Raw genomic sequence first — 15,112 nt, 5'->3', positions numbered from 1 at the left:
GGGACGCATCTGTCGGTGCCGCCGCGTCTGCGGGCAGTGCGCCGATGATATCTGGATGAAATGCCCGGTGCGTAGAACGCGGCCGGGTTTCGACGGGAAGGGGCACTCGCTCCGATCCCGCTGAGGGACGAAAAGGCACCACGATGGGTCTGCAGGCTATCTTCTTCTATCTCTTCGCGTTCATCGCGGTGGCGTCGGCGTTTATGGTCATTTCGGCCAAGAACCCGGTCCACTCGGTGCTCTTCCTCATCCTCGTCTTCTTCAATTCGGCCGGGCTCTTTTTGCTGACGGGCGCCGAATTCCTGGCGATGATCTTGCTGGTCGTTTATATCGGCGCGGTTGCGGTTCTCTTCCTCTTCGTCGTCATGATGCTCGATATCGACTTCGCGGAACTGCGCTCGGGCGTGCTGCAATACGCGCCGGTCGGGATACTCATCGGATTGATCGTCGCGGCGGAACTGATCGTCGTCATTGGCGGCAGTGTCCTGACCCCCGATGCGGCGCGGTCGATCACCATGCCGATCCCGAACCCGACGGTGCGCACCAACACCGCCGCCCTCGGCGACGTGCTCTATACGAATTATGTGTATTTCTTCCAGATCGCCGGCCTTGTCCTTCTTGTGGCGATGATTGGCGCGATCGTGCTGACGCTGCGTCACCGCACCAACATCAAACGCCAGGATATTTCCAAGCAGGTGGCCCGTACGCCCGCGACCGCCGTCGAGGTGGTCAAGGTCAAGCCGGGTCAGGGCGTCTGAGGCGGAAAAAGGAAAAAAGAAATGGAAATCGGACTTTCCCATTATCTCACGGTCAGCGCCATCCTCTTCATTCTCGGCGTTTTCGGCATCTTCCTGAACCGCAAGAACGTCATCATCATTCTGATGTCGGTCGAACTGATCCTGCTTTCGGTCAACCTCAACATGGTTGCCTTCTCCTCCTTCCTGAACGACATCGTCGGCCAGGTCTTCGCATTGTTCATTCTGACCGTTGCGGCTGCGGAAGCGGCCATCGGTCTTGCAATTCTCGTCGTCTTCTACCGCAACCGTGGTTCGATCGCCGTCGAAGACGTCAATATGATGAAGGGCTGATCAGGTCATGATCTACAAGGCAATCGTCTTCCTTCCCCTGATCGGCTTCCTGATCGCCGGCCTGTTCGGCCGCTCGATCGGCGCCAAGGCGTCCGAATACGTCACCAGCGGCTTCATGGTGATCGCGGCCATCCTCTCCTGGATCGTTTTCTTCAACGTGGCACTTGCCCATGGTGAAGGCCATGAGGTCATCAAGGTCGAGGTCATGCGCTGGATCCAGTCCGGCGGCATCGATGTCGAATGGGCCTTCCGCGTCGATACCCTGACGGCGGTCATGTTCGTTGTCGTCAATACGGTCTCGACGTTGGTGCACATCTATTCGATCGGCTACATGCACCACGATCCGCATCGGCCGCGGTTCTTCGCTTATCTGTCGCTCTTCACCTTTGCCATGTTGATGCTGGTGACCTCCGACAACCTTGCCCAAATGTTCTTCGGCTGGGAAGGCGTCGGTCTCGCCTCCTATCTGCTGATCGGTTTCTGGTACAAGAAGCCGTCGGCGTCGGCCGCAGCCATGAAGGCCTTCATCGTCAACCGCGTCGGCGATTTCGGTTTCGTCCTTGGCATTGCCGGCGTCTTCGTCCTGTTCGGCTCGATCAGCTTCGAAACGATCTTTGCCGCTGCCGCCAGCTATCTGCCAGCCGAAGGCTCCCCGGAGGCTGGACAGGCGATCGTCAACATCTTCGGCATGACGCTCGACAAGGCCAATGCGATAACCGTCGTCTGCCTGTTGCTCTTCATGGGCGCCATGGGCAAGTCGGCCCAGTTTCTCCTGCACACCTGGCTGCCGGACGCGATGGAAGGCCCGACTCCGGTTTCGGCTCTCATCCATGCAGCAACCATGGTCACGGCCGGCGTCTTCCTTGTCGCCCGCATGTCCCCGATCTTCGAATTGTCGCACGATGCACTCGTTGTCGTGACGTTCATCGGTGCAATCACCGCCTTCTTCGCAGCGACGGTCGGCCTGGTGCAGAACGACATCAAACGCGTCATTGCCTATTCGACCTGCTCGCAGCTCGGTTACATGTTTGTGGCGCTCGGGGTCGGTGCCTATGGCGCGGCGATCTTCCACCTCTTCACGCATGCCTTCTTTAAGGCGCTGCTGTTCCTCGGCGCCGGCTCGGTCATCCACGCTGTGGATGGTGAGCAGGACATGCGCTACATGGGCGGCTTGCGGAAGCATATTCCGATCACCTTCTGGATGATGACGATCGGTACGCTTGCTCTGACAGGCGTCGGCATTCCAGGCACCATGTTCGGCTTCGCCGGTTTCTTCTCCAAGGACGTGATCATTGAGAGTGCCTATGCCTCCCATTCGGTGGTATCCGGCATTGCTTTCACGCTTCTGGTGATCGCCGCGCTTTTCACCAGCTTCTATTCCTGGCGCCTGGCCTTCCTGACCTTCTTCGGCAAGCCACGCGCCTCCGCCGACGTGATGCACCATGTGCATGAATCGCCGATGGTCATGCTGGCGCCACTCTACGTGCTGGCGGTAGGCGCCGTTTTGGCCGGTGTTCTCTTCGAAGGTTATTTCTTCGGTCACGAATATGCGGAGTTCTGGAAGGGCGCCCTGTTCACGCTGCCGGAAAATGAAATTCTTGAAGAATTCCACCATGTGCCGGCGCTTGTGAAGTGGAGCCCCTTCATCGCCATGGCGATCGGCTTCGTGACGGCCTGGTACATGTATATCAAGTCGCCTTCGACGCCGCGTCGTCTGGCGCAGTCGCAAAAGGTCCTTTACGAGTTCCTGCTCAACAAATGGTACTTCGACGAACTCTACGACTTCCTCTTCGTCCGCTCCGCCAAGGCGCTCGGCCGGTTCCTGTGGAAGAAGGGTGACATCGGCGTCATCGATACCTACGGCCCGAACGGCGTTGCCGCCCGCGTGGTCGACGTCACCAACCGGGTCGTCAAGCTGCAGTCCGGTTACCTTTATCACTATGCGTTCGCGATGCTGATCGGCATCGCCGCCCTCGTCACCTGGATGATGCTCGGGAGCTCAATGTAATGACCGACTGGCCAATTCTCTCGACGGTCACCTTCCTGCCGCTGGTCGGCGTCCTGCTGCTGCTGCTCACGCGGGAGGAGGGTCCCTACGGTCGCCGCAATATCCTGAACGTCTCCCTGTTCACGACGGCCTTCACCTTCGTGGTATCCTTGTTCATCTGGATCGGTTTCGATAATTCCAATCCGGGCTTCCAGATGGTCGAGAAGCATGCCTGGCTCGGCACCGGCATCTCTTATCATTTGGGCGTCGACGGCATTTCCATGCTGTTCGTCATCCTCACCACCTTCCTGATGCCCTTCTGCGTACTTGCCAGCTGGGATTCCGTGGGCAAGCGCCTCAAGGAATACATGATCGCCTTCCTCCTCCTGGAAGTGGTCATGGTCGGCGTCTTCGTTTCGCTGGATATTGTGCTCTTCTACGTCTTTTTCGAAGCGACCCTCATTCCGATGTTCGTCATCATCGGCGTCTGGGGCGGCAAGGACCGGGTCTACGCGTCGTACAAGTTCTTCCTCTACACGCTGACCGGTTCTGTGCTGATGATGCTTGCCGTCATGGCCATGTACTGGCAGACCGGCACGACCGATATCACCGTACTCCTGAAATACGGCTTCCCGGCCGGCATGCAGACCTGGCTGTGGCTCGCCTGCTTTGCCGCTTTCTCCGTTAAGATGCCGATGTGGCCTGTCCATACCTGGCTTCCGGACGCCCACGTCCAGGCTCCGACCGCTGGATCGGTCATCCTGGCCGGCGTCATGCTGAAGCTCGGCGGCTACGGTTTCGTCCGCTTCTCGCTTGCCATGTTCCCCCTGGCATCCGACTACTTCGCGCCTTTCGTGTTCACGCTGTCGGTGCTGGCGATCATCTATACCTCGCTGGTCGCGATGATGCAGGACGACATCAAGAAGCTGATCGCCTATTCATCCGTTGCCCATATGGGTTACGTCACGATGGGCATCTTTGCGGCCAATGTGCAGGGCCTCCAGGGAGCGCTGTTCCAGATGCTGTCGCACGGCATCGTCTCCGGCGCGCTCTTCCTCTGCGTCGGCGTCGTTTACGATCGCCTCCACACCCGCGAAATCGCGGCCTATGGCGGGCTCGTCAACAACATGCCGAAATATGCCGTCGCCTTCATGATCTTCACGATGGCGAATGTCGGCTTGCCGGGCACCTCCGGTTTCGTCGGCGAATTCCTGACGATCATCGGCGTCTTTCGGGTCAATACCTGGGTCGCGCTTTTCGCCGCCACGGGCGTCATCCTTTCGGCCTCCTATGCGCTCTGGCTCTACCGTCGGGTGATCTTCGGCGCGCTGGAAAAGGAAAGCCTTAAAGGTCTGCTCGACCTTTCGGCGCGTGAGAAGCTCATTCTCTATCCGCTGGTCGCACTTACCATCTTCTATGGCTTCTATCCGGCCCCGATCTTCGATGCGACGGCGGCCTCGGTAGACCAGCTGGTGAACAATTATTCCGCAGCCCTGCAGGCGGCGAAAGACCTTGCACTCAATGTGCACTGAGACGGGACACGACAGGACATGACCGCTGAAATACTCTCCCTAAGCCTGCAGCTCTCAATGCCGGAGATCATTCTGGCCGTGGGTTCGCTCGCTCTCCTGATGATCGGAGTTTTCTCCGGCGACAAGTCGACGTCGACGGTCACGGGTCTTGCGGTGGCGCTGCTTCTGGTCGCCGGACTGTGGCTGATCTTCATGCCGGGCGAGGGCGAAGCCTATGGCGGCGCATTCATGCTTGATCCCTTTGCCCGGTTCATGAAAGTCGTCGCTCTGATCGGTTCGATCACCGCCATGGTGATGTCGGTTGGCCGTGCCCAGTCGGATCAGCTCGACCACTTCGAATTTCCGGTGCTGCTGGTGCTTTCGACGCTCGGGATGATGCTGCTGATCTCGGCAAACGATCTCATTGCGTTCTATCTCGGCCTCGAATTGATGTCGCTGGCGCTCTATGTCATCGCGGCCTTCAACCGCGACAGCATCCGCTCGACGGAAGCCGGCCTTAAATATTTTGTCCTCGGCGCCCTGTCTTCCGGCATGATGCTTTACGGCATGTCGCTGGTCTACGGCTTCACCGGTAATACCGGTTTCGACGAAATCGCCGGCATACTGAGCTCTGAGCCCCGGCATATGGGCCTCATCTTCGGCATGGTCTTCATACTAGCCGGCGCCTGCTTCAAGATTTCGGCTGTGCCGTTCCACATGTGGACGCCGGACGTTTATGAAGGCGCGCCAACCCCCGTCACGGCTTTCTTTGCGGCTGGCCCGAAGGTTGCTGCGATGGCGATCCTGGTGCGCATCGTATCGGAAGCCTTCCTGCCGATCCTGGCCGACTGGCGCCAGATCATCGTCTTCGTGTCGATCGCCTCGATGCTGCTCGGTTCCTTCGCCGCGATCGGCCAGCGCAACATCAAGCGGCTGATGGCCTATTCCTCGATCGGCCATATGGGCTACGCACTGGTAGGTCTTGCTGCAGGGTCCGAAACCGGCGTATCCGGCGTCGTCCTCTACATGACGATCTACATGGTCATGACGCTTGGAACCTTCGCCTGCATCATGGCGATGCGCCGCAAGGAAGGCGGCAATGTCGAAAACGTGGACGATCTCGCTGGGCTTTCTTCCACCAAGCCTTTCATGGCGATCGTGCTGACGGCGCTGATGTTTTCCATGGCGGGTATCCCGCCGCTGGCAGGCTTCTTCGCCAAGTATTTCGTGTTCGTGGCAGCGATCGAAGCCAAGCTCTATGCATTGTCGGTCATCGGCGTACTTTCATCCGTCGTGGGTGCCTATTATTACCTGCGCATCGTCAAGCTCATGTGGTTTGATGAAGCCCAAGGCGAATTTGCCCGCATTTCCGGTGAGTTGCGCCTTGTCTTTGGCCTTTCCGGGCTCTTCGTCACAGCCTACGTACTCTTTGGTGGCCCGATCGGCATCGCTGCAAATGCGGCAGCCAAGTCCTTCTTCTGAGGATGCCAAGTCGGGGCAGCCGCTTTTCGCTTGATGAGTTTCGCCACGAAGCTCTGAGCGAAGTTGGTTCCACAAATAGCGAATGTCTCGCCCGCGCTCGCGCGGGCGATTTCGGTTTGTTGTGGATCACCGCCAGCCGCCAGCTTGCCGGACGCGGAAGGCGAGGGCGCGCCTGGACGTCGGAGCCCGGCAACCTCTACGCCTCCTTGCTGTTAATCGACCCGGCTCCGCCTGAACGGTTGGCCTCGCTGCCCCTGGCCGTCGCTGTTGCCGTGCATGCGGCGATCCGAGCCGTGCTGCCGCCGGGTGGCGATCCGGTCGAAGTTAAATGGCCGAATGATATCTTGATCGGACGCAGGAAGACCTGCGGCATTCTACTGGAAGGCGAGGGGCTGCCGGACGGCCGCCGTGCGCTCGTCATCGGTATCGGGATCAATATCCGCCACATGCCGCAGGATGTGCCCTATGGTGTCACCCGGCTCGCCGATCATGGCTTTGGCGCGTCTCCGGAAGAGGTTTTTGCTCATCTCTTCAGGGAGATGGCTGATGTTCTGAAAGTTTGGGACGAGGGGCGTGGCATGACAGAGATCAGCAGGCGCTGGCGTGCCGTCGCCTGTGGCATCGGCGAAAAAATCACCGTAAACCTGTCCGACCGCTCGCTTGTCGGAACATTCGCAGGTATCGATGACAAGGGTTTTCTGATGCTGGACACCGGGCACGGCAAGATTTTGCCGATTGCCGCCGGTGATGTATTTTTCGACAGAACGGAATAAGAGAGAAATGGCAAAACAGGAAGAACTGGTGTTTCTGCCGCTCGGCGGCGTGGGCGAGATCGGCATGAACCTCGCCCTCTACGGCTATGGTTCGCCGGAGAAGCGCCAGTGGATCATGGTCGATTGCGGGGTTACCTTTCCGGGGCCTGACCTGCCGGGTGTCGATCTGGTCCTCCCGGACATCCGCTATCTCGCAAGTCAGCGCAACAACCTCAAGGCCATGATCATCACACATGCCCACGAGGATCATTACGGTGCGATGAACGACCTGTGGCCGGGTCTCAACGTACCGGTCTATGCCTCGCCGTTTACGGCGGGCATGCTGGAAGCGAAGCGAAACTACGAAGGCTCCCGCGCCGATATTCCCGTCACGATCTTCAAGGCGGGTGACCGGATCAATATCGGCCCCTTTGAAATCGAGGCGGTGGGGGTCAATCATTCGATCCCCGAGCCGATGTCGCTCGTCATCCGCACGCCGCTCGGCAATGTCGTCCATACCGGCGACTGGAAGATCGATGCGGCGCCCACACTCGGGCCGCTGACCGACGAACATCGGTTTCGTCAGCTGGGAGACGAGGGCGTGCTGGCCCTCATGTGCGACTCCACCAATGCGATGCGCGAAGGCGTGTCGCCTTCCGAAGAGGAGGTCTCCGAGGGACTGCGCAAGGTGATCGAAGAAGCCGAAGGCCGCGTTGCGATTACAACCTTTTCATCGAATGTCGGCCGCATCCGCTCGATCGCGCAGGCCGCGGAGGCAGCAGGCCGGGAGGTGCTGCTGCTCGGCAGCTCCTTGAAGCGCGTCGTCGATGTCGCCCGCGACATCGGCATTATGGAAGGCTTAAAGCCGTTCATAGCCGAAGACGAATATGGCTATATTCCGCGCGACAAGATCGTCGTTATCCTCACGGGCAGCCAGGGCGAGCCGCGCGCAGCGCTTGCCAAGATCTCGCGCGACGAGATGCGCAACGTTGCGCTGTCGGCCGGAGATACGGTGGTCTTCTCATCGCGTACCATTCCGGGCAACGAAAAGGCCATTATTGAAATCAAGAATGGCCTCATCGAGCAGGGCATCAAGATCGTCACGGATTCAGATGCGCTGGTGCATGTTTCGGGTCATCCGAGGCGCAATGAACTCCTCAAGATGTACGAGTGGACGCGGCCGCAGATTCTGGTGCCCGTGCATGGCGAGGCTGCGCACCTGACGGCGCAGGCAGAACTTGCTGCATCGGCCGGTATCAAGACCGTGCCGCGGGTACGCAACGGCGATATACTTCGGCTTGCGCCGGGACCGGTTGAAGTCGTCGACGAGGCGCCGCACGGCCGGATATTCAAGGACGGCAAGCTCATCGGCGATTTCGATGAAATGGGCATCGGCGATCGGCGCAAGCTCTCCTATGTCGGTCATGTGGCAGTGAATGTGCTTCTCGACAACCGCTATGAGTTCCTGACGGATCCCGATCTGGTATCGTTCGGCCTGCCGGAATTTGATGACGAGGGCGAGGACATGGAGGATGCGCTCTACGATGCCGTGCTTGGAGCCGTAGAAAGCATTCCTCGCGCCCGCCGCAAGGACCTCGATATGCTGCGCGAGGCGGTCCGCCGGGCAGTGCGCGCCGCCGCCAACGAAACATGGGGCAAGAAGCCGGTCGTCACGGTATTCGTCACGCGGCTTTAAAGGTCAGGCCGGAAGGAAGAGATCATGCTGGGACGCGTCAATCACATAGCCATCGCGGTGCCGGACCTATTTGCCGCCACCGCGACCTATCGCGACACTTTGGGGGCGCGCGTGTCCCAGTCCCAGGCTCTTCCGGAACACGGCGTCACGGTGGTCTTCGTGGAGCTTGAAAATACCAAGGTCGAGCTTCTCGAGCCACTTGGCGCGGACTCACCCATTGCCGCTTTTTTGGAGAAAAACCCGGCGGGTGGCATGCACCACATCTGTTATGAAGTGGACGATATCCTGGCTGCGCGCGACCGGCTGAAGGCAGGGGGCGCGCGTGTGCTTGGTGACGGCAATCCGAGAACCGGTGCACACGGAAAGCCGGTCATCTTCCTTCATCCCAAGGATTTTAACGGCACCCTCGTCGAACTCGAAGAGGTCTGAACTAGTACCAAGAATCCGGAAATCACAGTTCCTTTCCGCGAGTTAAGCGCCGACCCGGATTCACTTTCGCAAGCTGCGACATCCCGTCCGCCGCCGCCGTTTGAGCTTCACAAGCTTTCGTCCTATAACGCCGCCTGTTTCTTAAACTCGGGAAAGAGATCATGTCCCTGCTGACGGTCGCGGCCATCTATTTCATTCTTTGGTGGACCGTCCTCTTCATGGTCCTGCCACTTGGCTACCGCAGTCAGCAGGAAGACGGCGAAGTGACTGTCGGAACGGTCGAGAGTGCTCCTACCAAATTCCGCGGCGGTCGGGTCGTGATACTCACAACTCTGATCTCCGCTGTGCTTTACGCTGCCTATTATCTGGCTTCGACCTGGTTCGGTTTCGGGATCACCAATATTCCGAACATCGTGCCAAGCTTCGAATAGAAACTAGCGCACGAAGCATGTCATATTCCTGTTACGTTTCGTATGCATAGCGGGCGCGTCAATCGCGCCGCAGAGGCGGCTTTGGGATTTAAAGGCAAAAAAAAACAAGGCGGTTAAGCCTTGTTTCAAGTTTCGCGTGATCCTTAACCGTTGCCGGGGCAGCGAACAAGCGCGCCTAAGATCTGATCCTCCCAAGACTTGACCGCGAAATGGCAAGAATTTGAACTCCTTGCCTCTTTTGTGAGCTGAACCTAGCTCAACGGTTGGGCTTTGTCACTCGATTTTTTTGTATTTTTGACACACTTCAATAAAATTTTTTCGTTGACACAAATGTCGCGGACTTGCCATGAAATCCCCACTTTTTCGCGGTCTTCAAGCGCGGCCTCGAATCGTCGGCTTTCTCGCGATTCCTGCGGGAGCGGGTTCCCATCCTCCTCTGAAACCGCTATGTAGCCGCGCGATATCCTTACAAAATGGCCTGATTCCTCGACCGAGAAATCGGCCCGGCAACCTCGGAAATCTCGATGCGCCTTTCCCGCTATTTTATGCCCATTCTGAAGGAAAATCCCAAGGAAGCGGAAATTGTCTCCCACCGGCTGATGCTGCGCGCGGGCATGATCCGCCAGCAGAGCCAGGGCATCTATTCGTGGCTGCCGCTCGGCAAGAGGGTTCTAGACAAGGTCAACGCCATCATTCGCGAGGAGCAGAACCGCTCCGGTGCGATCGAGCTTTTGATGCCGACGCTGCAGTCAGCCGAACTCTGGCAGGAAAGCGGTCGTTACGACGCCTACGGCAAGGAAATGCTGCGCATCAAGGACCGCCAGGATCGGCCGATGCTTTATGGTCCGACCAACGAGGAAATGGTCACGGACATCTTTCGGTCCTATGTCAAATCCTACAAGAACCTGCCGCTCAACCTCTATCACATCCAGTTGAAGTTCCGCGACGAGATCCGTCCGCGGTTTGGCACCATGCGGTCCCGCGAGTTCCTGATGAAGGATGCCTATTCCTTTGATCTGACGAAGGAAGCTGCCGAACATTCCTATCGCAAGATGTTTGCCGCCTACCTGCGCACGTTCTCGCGGTTGGGGTTGCGCGCCATTCCGATGCGCGCCGATACCGGCCCGATCGGCGGCAACCTTTCTCATGAATTCATCATCCTGGCCGAGACCGGCGAGTCGGAAGTATTTTCCCACAAGGATTTCGTAAATTTCGAAATTCCCGGTGCGGAAACCGATTTTGACGATGTCGCAGGCCTGCAGGCGATCTTCGACAAGTGGACGTCGGTTTATGCTGCGACCTCCGAGATGCATGACGAGGCAGCGTTCAATGCCATCCCCGAAGGCGACCGGCTTTCCGCCCGGGGTATCGAAGTCGGCCATATCTTCTATTTCGGCACCAAATATTCAGAGCCCATGGGCGCCAAGGTGCAAGGTCCGGACGGCAAGGAACACCTTGTTCACATGGGTTCCTATGGTATCGGACCGACCCGCCTTGTTCCCGCCATCATCGAAGCATCGCATGACGAGAACGGAATCATCTGGCCGGCATCGGTGGCGCCCTTTGACGTCGTGGTGATCAACATGAAGCCGGGCGACGACGCCTGCGATCGTCTCTCCGAAACCGTTCACAGCGGGCTGACGACGATTGGCAAGGACGTACTTCATGACGATACCGACGAGCGCGCCGGGACCAAGTTCGCCACGGCCGATTTGATCGGCGTGCCGTTCCAGGTGATTGTCGGTCCGCGCTCCGCCGGCAACGGCGAGGTGGAGCTTAAGAACCGCAAGACGGGCGAGCGCGAAGTGCTTACCCTCGAAGCGGCCATGAACAAGCTCGCCAGGGCCTGATACGGCGATTTGCCGGAGCAGTTCCAGATCATCTGTCTGGAACTGTCAAAGACAGAGACTGGGCTGGTTGAGGAGACGGCATGGCGAGCGTCGCGACGAATGGTGAAGCGGAAAAGGCGGGGCGCTCCCCTTCGGCAGGCCCCTTCTCGGCCTTCGAGCGCATGGTCGCCTGGCGTTACCTCCGCTCTCGGCGACGCGAGGCGTTTATATCCGTCATTGCTGGTTTCTCCTTCGTCGGCATCATGCTCGGTGTTGCAACGCTCATTATCGTCATGGCGGTGATGAACGGTTTCCGCACCGAGCTCATTTCCCGCATCCTTGGCATCAACGGCCATATGATCGTCCAGCCGATCGACGGTCCTTTTAACGATTACGCCGAGCTGACGCGGAAATTCGCGGCCGTCCCTGGGGTGAAGATGGCTCTGCCCCTGGTGGAGGGGCAGACACTCGCTTCGGGTCGCGGCGGTGCAGGGTCTGGAGCCCTGGTTCGCGGCGTCCGTCCGGAAGATCTTGAAAAGCTGGCCGAGGTCGCCGGAAACGTAAAATCCGGCGACATGGTGGGCTTTGCCTCGGGGCAGGGCGTGCTTGTTGGTTCAAGGCTCGCGGCGCAGCTCGGCCTGAGTGCAGGCGATCAGATCACACTTATTTCGCCCGAGGGAGACGTCACTCCCATGGGCGTCAATCCGCGCGTGAAATCCTATCCCGTATCCGGCATCTTCGAGATTGGCATGTCGGAATACGATGCGACGATCATCTATATGCCGCTTGAGGAGTCGCAGCTCTATTTCAACGCCGATGGCATCGTGCAATCGATCGAGCTCTTCGTCGACAATCCGGATAATGTCGATGCATTGCGCCCGCTGGTGGAAGCAGCCGCCGGACGACAGATATTCATCACCGACTGGCGCCAGCGCAATCAGACCTTCTTCTCCGCGCTCCAGGTAGAGCGGAACGTGATGTTCATGATCCTGACTCTGATCGTGCTGGTGGCAGCGCTCAACATCATCTCCGGTCTCATCATGCTCGTGAAGGACAAGGGCAGCGATATCGCGATCCTGCGCACCATGGGCGCGGGGGCCGGCGCAATCATGCGGATCTTCTTCATGACCGGGGCTGCGATCGGCATCGTCGGTACGATCGCAGGCGTGGTGCTCGGCGTCGTCGTCTGTCTCAACGTCGAGTCGATCCGGCAGTTCTTCTCGTGGTTGTCTGGCACCGTGCTCTTCGATCCGGAGCTTTATTTCTTGAGCCAGCTGCCGGCCGAGATGAGCTTTAGCGAAACCCTGTCGGTCGTGATCATGGCGTTGGTGCTCTCCTTCATCGCGACGATCTTCCCTGCATGGCGGGCTTCGAAGCTCGATCCAGTCCAGGCCCTTCGGTACGAATAGGACCCGCATCCTTGGCACGTAAACCCGTCCTGCAACTCTCTGGCGTCGAACGTATTTACGGCCAGGGCGAGACCACGCTTTCGATCCTCAAGGGGGCTGACTTCGAGCTTAGAAGCGGAGAGACCGTTGCCCTGGTTGCACCGTCCGGCACCGGTAAATCGACCCTGCTGCATCTTGCCGGTCTGCTGGAACATCCAGACGGTGGCGAAGTCTTCATCGCCGGCCAGCCCTGCAACGATCTGAGCGACGACGAACGCACAGCCATCCGGCGCAACCAGATCGGCTTCGTCTACCAGTTCCATCATCTTCTGCCTGAATTCTCGGCTTTGGAAAACATCATGATGCCGCAGCTCATTGCGGGTCTTGCCAAGACCGAGGCCAAGGAGCGGGCAAGCCAGCTCCTCGACTACATGCGCATAGGCCACCGGGCCGACCACCGTCCGGCGGAGCTTTCCGGCGGCGAGCAGCAGCGCGTGGCAATCGCACGAGCCGTGGCGAACGCGCCGCGCGTGCTGTTGGCAGACGAGCCGACGGGCAATCTCGATCCGAAGACGGCATCATACGTTTTCGAGGCGCTTGAAGCACTGGTGCGCCAATCAGGTCTGGCTGCCCTGATCGCCACTCACAATCATGATCTTGCTCAACGCATGGACCGCCGCGTGACGATCCAAGGCGGCAAAGTCGTGGAAATGTGACGAACCTCCGGTCGATCCGGAGGTCTTTTGTCGACCCTCGCCGGACCGTTGACCTCACCACTTCCTGACGGCCGGGTGGAACAGGGATCGCATACATGCGTTGCATCTGCCTCATGGAGGAGCCGGATGCTGAAGGAAGCGAAGTTCGAACGGCTGGCACGCTTTGGTTATGCTGCTCGCGGTATCGTTTATGTTCTCATTGGTGGCATGGCGCTGTTGACGAGCTTTGGCGGCGGGGAGCCCGACAGCAAGTCTGCTCTGCAGCTCGTACTGGAGCAGCCGCTCGGTGCGATCTGGCTGGCGCTGATCGGCATCGGGCTGATTGGTTTCGTCCTGTGGCGGTTGGTGCAGGCAGTCTTCAACACCGACCGGCACGCCTCCGATGCCAAAGGTTATGCGGTACGAGCCGCGCTTTTCGTCAGTGCAGCCACCTATGCCAGTTTGGCGTTTTATGCCCTGGGGCAGGCATTGCAGGTGGGGCTTGGCGGCAGCCAGTCGGGCGACGAAAAAAGCTGGGCTGCATGGTTGATACAGCAGCCCTTCGGTCCCTATCTGGTGGGGATGGTGGCGATTGCCATCATCGCGGCCGGAGTGGCACAGATCGTAAAGGGAATGAGAAAGAGTTATTTGAAATATTTCGGCGCGGATTGGGAGCGGAGGTCGCTCCTGAACGGCATCTGCATGTATGGACTCGTGGCGCGGGGTGCGGTTTTTCTGATCCTCGGCGGATTTTTCCTTTATGCAGCATTCGCGGTTGACCCGTCGCAAGCGGGAAGCCTGGCAGACGCGCTCGCCTGGATACGCCAGCTGCCATTCGGTTCCATTTTGTATGCCTTGGTGGCTCTTGGTCTTTTCGCCTTCGGCGCCTATGGCCTGATCGAGGCCCGCTTCAGGAACATCGCATCGCCGACGCTTTCCGACGCGCGTCATGCGCTCCCGGTCTGAGACCAGCACAAGGTACAACAGGAAGGAGAACATGGTCTTCCATTCTCGGATGAGACAGAGAATCGTCGAAAGGTTCATGACCTTCGAGCCAATCGGTTTGATGATGTTCGCATTTCTGGCGGGCGGTCTATTTCTCTTCTTCAACCTGACAAGCGAGGTCGTTGAAGGCGATACACGTGCGTTTGACGAGCGTATTCTGCTCGCCCTGAGGACGACAACCGACCTGTCGATACCGGTGGGTCCCTATTGGCTCAGCCATGCCTTCGATGACATCACCGCGCTCGGCGGCACCACGGTGCTCTCGCTGATGACTATCATGGGGACCACTTACCTTCTGCTCGCCAGGCAAAGGGCGATCGCGATCTTCATGTTCCTGTCGATCCTCGGCGGATGGCTGGTCAGCAACGCCTTGAAGCTTGGCGTCGCGAGACCGAGGCCGGATATCGTGCCTCATCTGATCGAAGTTCACGACCTCAGTTTTCCGAGCGGTCACGCCATGCTTTCCGCCGTTACCTATCTGACGCTCGGAGCACTCCTGTCGCGAGCGCAGCAGTATCGCTCCACCCGCATCTTCCTGATCGCCGCCGCTATATTTCTTACTCTCCTAATCGGCTTCAGCCGGATTTATCTGGGCGTCCACTACCCCACCGATGTGCTGGGCGGCTGGTGCGGCGGTGCCACATGGGCTGTCGGTTGCTGGATGATCGCCCGCCGCTTCATTTCTGCAAAGCCGTCCGCAAACGCCTGATTGGCCGCGCAAGCGTGCGAAAGGGGCGCATATACCAGCCTCTTAACTATAATTTAAAATCCGCAATTCCCGTTTTGTTCCTCTGTTGACTCTCAAACAAAATGAGAACA

Annotated in this window: 14 protein-coding genes; all 14 read left to right on the top strand. The window is 58.7% G+C overall.

Annotated features, from left to right (window positions below; translation table 11 throughout):
• Positions 1-143 precede the first annotated feature (143 nt).
• The 14 genes from C5L12_RS10065 to C5L12_RS10000 all read left to right on the top strand — a co-directional run bounded on the left by C5L12_RS10065 (position 144) and on the right by C5L12_RS10000 (position 15,002).
• On the top strand, positions 144-758 hold the full coding sequence (locus tag C5L12_RS10065) for an NADH-quinone oxidoreductase subunit J (RefSeq protein ID WP_105371914.1): 615 nt from the start codon (positions 144-146) through the stop codon (positions 756-758).
• A gap of 21 nt (positions 759-779) precedes the next feature.
• A complete protein-coding gene (nuoK, locus tag C5L12_RS10060; RefSeq protein WP_085423062.1) occupies positions 780-1,088 on the top strand; it encodes an NADH-quinone oxidoreductase subunit NuoK in 309 nt (102 codons plus the stop codon).
• Between the two features lie 7 nt (positions 1,089-1,095).
• On the top strand, positions 1,096-3,096 hold the full coding sequence (gene nuoL / locus C5L12_RS10055; RefSeq protein WP_105371913.1) for an NADH-quinone oxidoreductase subunit L: 2,001 nt from the start codon (positions 1,096-1,098) through the stop codon (positions 3,094-3,096).
• Positions 3,096-4,607, top strand: a complete 1,512-nt coding sequence (locus tag C5L12_RS10050) for an NADH-quinone oxidoreductase subunit M (RefSeq protein ID WP_105371912.1) — start codon at positions 3,096-3,098, stop codon at positions 4,605-4,607. Before nuoL ends, C5L12_RS10050 begins: the two co-directional genes overlap by 1 nt.
• A gap of 18 nt (positions 4,608-4,625) precedes the next feature.
• Positions 4,626-6,068 (top strand): NADH-quinone oxidoreductase subunit NuoN, encoded by a 1,443-nt coding sequence (gene nuoN, locus C5L12_RS10045; protein ID WP_105371911.1) that lies wholly within the window; start codon positions 4,626-4,628, stop codon positions 6,066-6,068.
• 2 nt (positions 6,069-6,070) lie between these two features.
• Positions 6,071-6,841: a biotin--[acetyl-CoA-carboxylase] ligase gene (locus C5L12_RS10040; RefSeq protein ID WP_105371910.1), complete on the top strand. Its 771-nt coding sequence runs from the start codon at positions 6,071-6,073 to the stop codon at positions 6,839-6,841.
• Positions 6,842-6,848: 7 nt separating this feature from the next.
• Positions 6,849-8,516: a ribonuclease J gene (locus C5L12_RS10035; protein ID WP_105371909.1), complete on the top strand. Its 1,668-nt coding sequence runs from the start codon at positions 6,849-6,851 to the stop codon at positions 8,514-8,516.
• 24 nt (positions 8,517-8,540) lie between these two features.
• Entirely contained in the window at positions 8,541-8,945 is a 405-nt protein-coding gene (gene mce / locus C5L12_RS10030) for a methylmalonyl-CoA epimerase (RefSeq protein ID WP_105371908.1), read from the top strand.
• Positions 8,946-9,106: 161 nt separating this feature from the next.
• Entirely contained in the window at positions 9,107-9,376 is a 270-nt protein-coding gene (locus C5L12_RS10025) for a DUF1467 family protein (protein ID WP_105371907.1), read from the top strand.
• A gap of 524 nt (positions 9,377-9,900) precedes the next feature.
• Positions 9,901-11,226, top strand: coding sequence for a proline--tRNA ligase (proS, locus tag C5L12_RS10020; RefSeq protein ID WP_105371906.1), 1,326 nt, complete (start codon positions 9,901-9,903; stop codon positions 11,224-11,226).
• 80 nt (positions 11,227-11,306) lie between these two features.
• On the top strand, positions 11,307-12,614 hold the full coding sequence (locus C5L12_RS10015; protein WP_105371905.1) for a lipoprotein-releasing ABC transporter permease subunit: 1,308 nt from the start codon (positions 11,307-11,309) through the stop codon (positions 12,612-12,614).
• Between the two features lie 11 nt (positions 12,615-12,625).
• On the top strand, positions 12,626-13,309 hold the full coding sequence (locus C5L12_RS10010) for an ABC transporter ATP-binding protein (protein WP_162712514.1): 684 nt from the start codon (positions 12,626-12,628) through the stop codon (positions 13,307-13,309).
• A 126-nt stretch (positions 13,310-13,435) separates the two neighbouring features.
• Positions 13,436-14,254 carry a DUF1206 domain-containing protein gene (locus C5L12_RS10005; protein ID WP_105371903.1) on the top strand — a complete coding sequence of 273 codons (819 nt, stop codon included), beginning with the start codon at positions 13,436-13,438 and terminating at the stop codon, positions 14,252-14,254.
• Positions 14,255-14,330: 76 nt separating this feature from the next.
• On the top strand, positions 14,331-15,002 hold the full coding sequence (locus C5L12_RS10000) for a phosphatase PAP2 family protein (RefSeq protein WP_245422825.1): 672 nt from the start codon (positions 14,331-14,333) through the stop codon (positions 15,000-15,002).
• Positions 15,003-15,112: the final 110 nt, after the last annotated feature.

It is taken from the genome of Neorhizobium huautlense, assembly GCF_002968575.1.
GTDB lineage: Bacteria > Pseudomonadota > Alphaproteobacteria > Rhizobiales > Rhizobiaceae > Neorhizobium > Neorhizobium huautlense.
The sequence above is the reverse complement of the archived record's forward strand: the minus strand, read 5'-3'. Positions and strand labels throughout refer to the sequence as shown.

Coding starts and splice junctions, on each gene's coding strand:
- C5L12_RS10065 (WP_105371914.1), top strand. CDS start 144: ATGGGTCTGCAGGCTATCTTCTTCTATCTCTTCGCGTTCATCGCGGTG.
- C5L12_RS10025 (WP_105371907.1), top strand. CDS start 9,107: ATGTCCCTGCTGACGGTCGCGGCCATCTATTTCATTCTTTGGTGGACC.
- C5L12_RS10050 (WP_105371912.1), top strand. CDS start 3,096: ATGACCGACTGGCCAATTCTCTCGACGGTCACCTTCCTGCCGCTGGTC.
- nuoK (WP_085423062.1), top strand. CDS start 780: ATGGAAATCGGACTTTCCCATTATCTCACGGTCAGCGCCATCCTCTTC.
- nuoL (WP_105371913.1), top strand. CDS start 1,096: ATGATCTACAAGGCAATCGTCTTCCTTCCCCTGATCGGCTTCCTGATC.
- C5L12_RS10005 (WP_105371903.1), top strand. CDS start 13,436: ATGCTGAAGGAAGCGAAGTTCGAACGGCTGGCACGCTTTGGTTATGCT.
- nuoN (WP_105371911.1), top strand. CDS start 4,626: ATGACCGCTGAAATACTCTCCCTAAGCCTGCAGCTCTCAATGCCGGAG.
- C5L12_RS10000 (WP_245422825.1), top strand. CDS start 14,331: ATGACCTTCGAGCCAATCGGTTTGATGATGTTCGCATTTCTGGCGGGC.
- proS (WP_105371906.1), top strand. CDS start 9,901: ATGCGCCTTTCCCGCTATTTTATGCCCATTCTGAAGGAAAATCCCAAG.
- C5L12_RS10040 (WP_105371910.1), top strand. CDS start 6,071: ATGCCAAGTCGGGGCAGCCGCTTTTCGCTTGATGAGTTTCGCCACGAA.
- C5L12_RS10015 (WP_105371905.1), top strand. CDS start 11,307: ATGGCGAGCGTCGCGACGAATGGTGAAGCGGAAAAGGCGGGGCGCTCC.
- C5L12_RS10035 (WP_105371909.1), top strand. CDS start 6,849: ATGGCAAAACAGGAAGAACTGGTGTTTCTGCCGCTCGGCGGCGTGGGC.
- mce (WP_105371908.1), top strand. CDS start 8,541: ATGCTGGGACGCGTCAATCACATAGCCATCGCGGTGCCGGACCTATTT.